The following is a 4,817-nucleotide window of genomic DNA, read 5'->3' on the forward strand; positions in this document are numbered from 1 at the left end:
TCAGATCCCTCAGAACTGGAAGTAAAGGAACGGCGAGAAGCTTTGCGCCGAGAGTTTGAGAATCGAGGCGATGAACAGCAGCAGGATCAGGCCGCGCATCACGTAGCGTGACCAGTTCGCGCTCCAGTACGCCGCTTGCACCTGGGCTTCGACGCCGACGGTGTAGCCAGGCTCGTGGATGCTCGCCGGGTTTTCGCCGGGGGCTGCCTTGATCATTCCCGGGGTCGCAGTGGCAGGGCCATCGGCCTCGACGTTGACTTCAGGTTTGGTCTTGGCCGGCGGTTGATTGGTGTAGAGGTCACGCAGACCGAAGAACGCCAGCGTCACGTAAGCCACCACCAGTGTTGCCACTTGCAGACCGGTGAGGCTGGCCTGATTGAGTTCTGACAGCGACCACTCGCCGAAGCTGAACATCGCGCCGTACATGCGCCCGGCAACGTGCAGGTTCTCGGCACGGAAGATCACCCAGCCCATGACCACCAGCAGGAAGGTCAGCGCCCAGCGAATCGGGTTGAGGCTGCGCGGCGAAGTGTTCAGGCCCAGCGCTTTTTCAATTGCCAGCCACATGCCGTGCCAGGCGCCCCAGACGATGTAAGTGATGTTCGCGCCGTGCCACAGACCGCCGAGGAGCATGGTCAGGAACAGATTGCGATAGGTCATCAGCGTGCCTTTACGGTTACCGCCGAGGGTGATGTAGAGGTAGTCACGCAGCCAGGTGGAAAGGCTGATGTGCCAGCGGCGCCAGAACTCGGTGATCGACTGGCTGATGTACGGCTGTTTGAAGTTTTCCATGAAACGGAAACCCATCATCAAGCCCAGACCAATTGCCATGTCGCTGTAACCGGAGAAGTCGAAATACAGCTGCGCGGTGTAGGCCAGTGCGCCGAGCCAGGCATCACCCGTGGTCGGGTTTTGCAGGGCGAAGCAATGGTCGGCGACCACCGCGAGGGTGTCGGCGATAAACACCTTTTTGATGAAACCTTGCATGAACCGCGTGCAGCCCTCGGAGAATTTGTCGAGGGTGTGCGTGCGGTTGTTGAACTGGTCGGCGAGGTCACGGAAACGCAGGACCGGGCCGGCAATCAAGTGCGGGAAGATCGCCACGAACGCGGCGAAGTCGATCAGGTTGCGGGTGGCCGGGGTGTCGCCGCGATAGACGTCGATGATGTAGCTGATCGACTCGAAAATGTAGAACGAGATACCGATCGGCAACAGCACGTGAGTCAGGATGAACGGCTCCAGGCCGACCGACGTCATCATCGCGTTGATGCTGTCGACGCCGAAGTTGGCGTACTTGAAGTAGCCGAGGATGCACAGATCCACTGCGACGCCGAGCAACAGCCAGCGCTGCGCCGGTTTGGTTCTGACGCCAGCGGCGCCGACCTTGAGGCCGATCCAGTAATTCCACAGGGTGACGGCGGCGAACAACGCCAGGAAGTCCACCCGCCACCACGCATAGAACACGTAGCTGGCGATCAGCAGCAGCAGATTGCGATAGCGTTGCCCGCTCAGATAGTACAAGCCGAGAAAGATCGGCAAGAACAGAAACAGGAACACGTTGGATGAAAATACCATCCCGATCTCTCCATGTTTGAACCAACAGTCAAGGGCCAAAGCCCCCCCAAACCCCCCACGTAAAACCGGAGGGCCAACTCAAATCTCAAACCTGACGCCGACCCCCTGTAGGAGCTGCGGCACGCTGCGATCTTTTGATCTTTAAAAGGCCAGATCAAAAGATCGCAGCCTTCGGCAGCTCCTACAGGGGTTTTGGGTTTGGCTTACGAACCCTTGTTGCCCTTTTCGTGGGACGGGTCGTAGACCTTGGTCAGGTCGCCACCGAGGCGGAAGGTCTTGAACGGCTGCATGCCGTGCTTCTTCTCCAGCACATCCGGCGCGCAGGTGTAGAGCGTGCAGAACGGTTCGAGCCAGGCGAATTTCATGTCCTCTTTCAGGTCGGTCATGTCCTGCTTCTTGCCGTTTTTCTCTTCGAACTCATCCGGGTCTTTAACGCCGGACAACACTCGATCACCCAGACGTTTCAGCGCGCCGTTGTTTTCCTGACGCAAATCCACACCATTGACCTGAGCGAAACTGGCGATCATCGCCAGTGGCGGCAGGGCGTAGTTGTGATAGGCGAGGGCGCGTTGCTGGCGCTTGAGTTCGTTGGGCAGGAAACCGTTGGCATCGACCTGATTGGCGCCGACTTTGTATTCCTTGACCGCCCAATCGAACAGGTCGCGGCGGTTGGTCGCGACAGAGGTCGCCATCACCGACCATGCGGCCCAGTACGAGTGGTTGTTGGTTTTTTCCAGCGGCAGGTTGTCCCAGTCGCTGACTACCTGATCGGCCATTTTGCTGAACCAGGCTTCGATCAACTGCGCTTCCTGCTGGTGTTGAGCCAGCGGATGCGAGTCGGAGAACTTCAGGCGAATGTACGAGGAGGCCATGCTGCCCAGCGCCCATTTGCGCATCGACTTGCCGGTGTGGTTGAAGTCTTTCGACATCAATGCATCAGCCTTGGCCCACGCGGTCAGCCAGTTCAGCGTGCAATCAAGCTGCTCCGGGCGACCGTCGCGCATGAACTGCATCACCCGTTTGGCGGTGCCGCGTTCCAGCGTGGTGATGTCTTTGGTGGTGTCGCGGAAGGCTTTTTCCGACTGCACATTCAGTGTCGAGCGCGCCTTGTCCGAGCCTTCGTATTTGCTGCGAAATTGCAGCGGACCGGTATACGGCGCCGGCATCGCATCGCAGCCTTCGCTGTTGTCGCCAGTCTTGAATTTATCCACAGGCGCAAAGTAGCCCTGAGGTGGACGCAGTGGCGCGGCGGCCTGAGTGGCTCCAGCGAACATCGCCAGGCTCAACAGGGTGGGTGCCAAAAAGGCTTTCAATTTCGGATTTCGCATAGCAGACCTCATTGCCCGGCCTGAGCGGTTTGTTGCCCAGCGCCCGGGAATACGTTGCGTTTGCAGATTTTCGCTTCGACTTTCTGTGGCGCGGCGCCCGCTTCAGGGCCCTGGACTTCGACCGCCAGCAGGTTTTGCGAGGCCCAGTCTTCGTCCGTGCGCAGCTCAAAGGCGAAACGACCGTCGGTGTCGGAGGTTTCCGGTTTCTCGATCATGATGTCCTCGTGGCGACCGTTCATGTACCAGAGGGTGGCTTGCAGGGTTTTCACCGAGGTGTCGGCGAAGCGGATGTCGACCTGATGGCTGCTGTTCTGCAGGTTCAGGTTCTTGCTGTTGACCAACAACTCTTGTTTGGTGCCGGCCTTGAGGGTGGTGCTGCCGGTCATCTGTGCGTCTTTGCCTTCGCAGCCGTTGTCGAGAAGAGACATCATCTGGCGATAGATGGTTTCCTGATCGAGGCGATACAGCGGCGAGAATTCCCAGATAAGAATCTTCGGTGGAGTCTTCTGGAATTCGTCGCTGCCCAGGTACTGCAACATCGAACCTTCCAGACCACCGCCGGGGAACGCGACGTTGAGAATGTCGGCGCCAATCGCCTCTTCGAGGAAGCCGGCGAAGTTGTAGTTCTTGCCGCTGTGCGAGGTGCCGACCAGCGTAATTTGCGGGTTGCCGGAATCGCCGAACAGATCGCCGTCGCCAGCTTCGCCCTTCGGTTCGGTGGTGAACTGGTCCATGTACTGGATCGCGTAACTGGTGCCGCAAAGCTGCCCGGCCATGTTGTGCAGGGTGCCGGTCTTGCCCATGCGCCCGGAGCGTTTGGTCTCGAATTCACGCTGGGGAATATCGGCGAAGGCCGGGATCTGTTTGACCTTTTCGGCAACGATTTTCGCCGTGCGCTGCGCACCGTATGGCGTCCAGTGCTGGTCGCCACGGAAGTAGAAATCGTGGGCGGGCAGAGTGTCCGGCAGCGATTCGTTGGTCAGCGGCGACAGGTCCGGAACCACGTAACCCATCTGCGCGAAACGGCCGAGCATGGTCTTGTAGTTGCCCAGTGCTTTCTCGTAATCGAACGCGGCTTTTTCTTGCGGGTTGAGCTTGTTGCGGTTCACCAGGCCACGGGTCGGCTGATAGACGATCACCAGTTCGACGCCTTTGGCCTTGAACGCATCGTGCAGCTGTTGCAGGCGTTTGTAGCCGGCCGGGCTGGTGTTGAATTCGGTGCGCAGGTCTTCCTGAGTCCGGAACAACCAGTCGCCCTGGGCCTGCACCAGCGTGGTGAAGTTCTGTTGATAACGCGTGGTGTAATTCTTCGCGTCATGCGCAGCGGGGCACAGGTTGCAGCAAGGCTCGGCGCTGAACTTCGGCGGCGTGGCAGCGCTGGTTTCATCGGCGCGGGCGCCATTGCTGGCCGCCAGAACGCCCAGGGTCAGGGCCGACAGGCTGAGTAATTTGATCATGTGTGGGTGCATAGAATTATCCTCAGTCCCGCATTTCGGTCTGGCGTTCGACAGGGTCGATCAGCACGGCTTTCTGCTGGCGTACCAGCAAGTCGAGAATTTCATCCTGGCGCTCGCCGAGGATGCCGTTGAAGCTGATGCCACTGGATTTGGTCGGCGCCAGCATCGATACGCGATACAGCTCGACGCTCAAGGGCGAATCGATCGACAGCGGGCCGCTGCCATTGGCCGCCAGTTCACCGCCAACCACGATCAGCGACACCTGGGCATCGAACGGGTCGAGCTTGATGTCACGGTCGGTGTCGCTCAGGTCTTTGATGTGGCCGTAGACGCCGGTCAGGCCGTTGGCCATGGCGATGTTTTCGTAGAGGCGAATGTTCACGCTGTTACGAATACGGATGCCGTGGCGCTTGTTGCTGATGACCTTGTTGCCCCACAGCAGATTGTCGGCGGACTC

Annotated in this window: 3 protein-coding genes and 1 pseudogene; all 4 read right to left on the reverse strand. The window is 59.2% G+C overall.

Features of this window, described 5'->3' with window-relative positions; all coding sequences use genetic code 11:
* Positions 1–9: 9 nt before the first annotated feature.
* Complete coding sequence (locus ACIOZM_RS31060) at positions 10–1,575, reverse strand: MBOAT family O-acyltransferase (RefSeq protein WP_401221373.1); 1,566 nt, start codon at positions 1,573–1,575, stop codon at positions 10–12.
* Between the two features lie 203 nt (positions 1,576–1,778).
* The gene (locus ACIOZM_RS31065) at positions 1,779–2,903 is read right to left on the reverse strand and encodes a mannuronate-specific alginate lyase (protein WP_401221376.1); all 1,125 of its coding nucleotides are present in this window, start codon (positions 2,901–2,903) and stop codon (positions 1,779–1,781) included.
* 8 nt (positions 2,904–2,911) lie between these two features.
* Positions 2,912–4,372, reverse strand: a complete 1,461-nt coding sequence (locus ACIOZM_RS31070) for an alginate O-acetyltransferase (protein ID WP_401221379.1) — start codon at positions 4,370–4,372, stop codon at positions 2,912–2,914.
* A gap of 10 nt (positions 4,373–4,382) precedes the next feature.
* Positions 4,383–4,817 (reverse strand): annotated as a pseudogene (locus ACIOZM_RS31075) (right-handed parallel beta-helix repeat-containing protein); the annotation flags it as partial.

It is taken from the genome of Pseudomonas sp. NPDC087346 (genome assembly GCF_044744235.1).
Lineage (GTDB): Bacteria > Pseudomonadota > Gammaproteobacteria > Pseudomonadales > Pseudomonadaceae > Aquipseudomonas.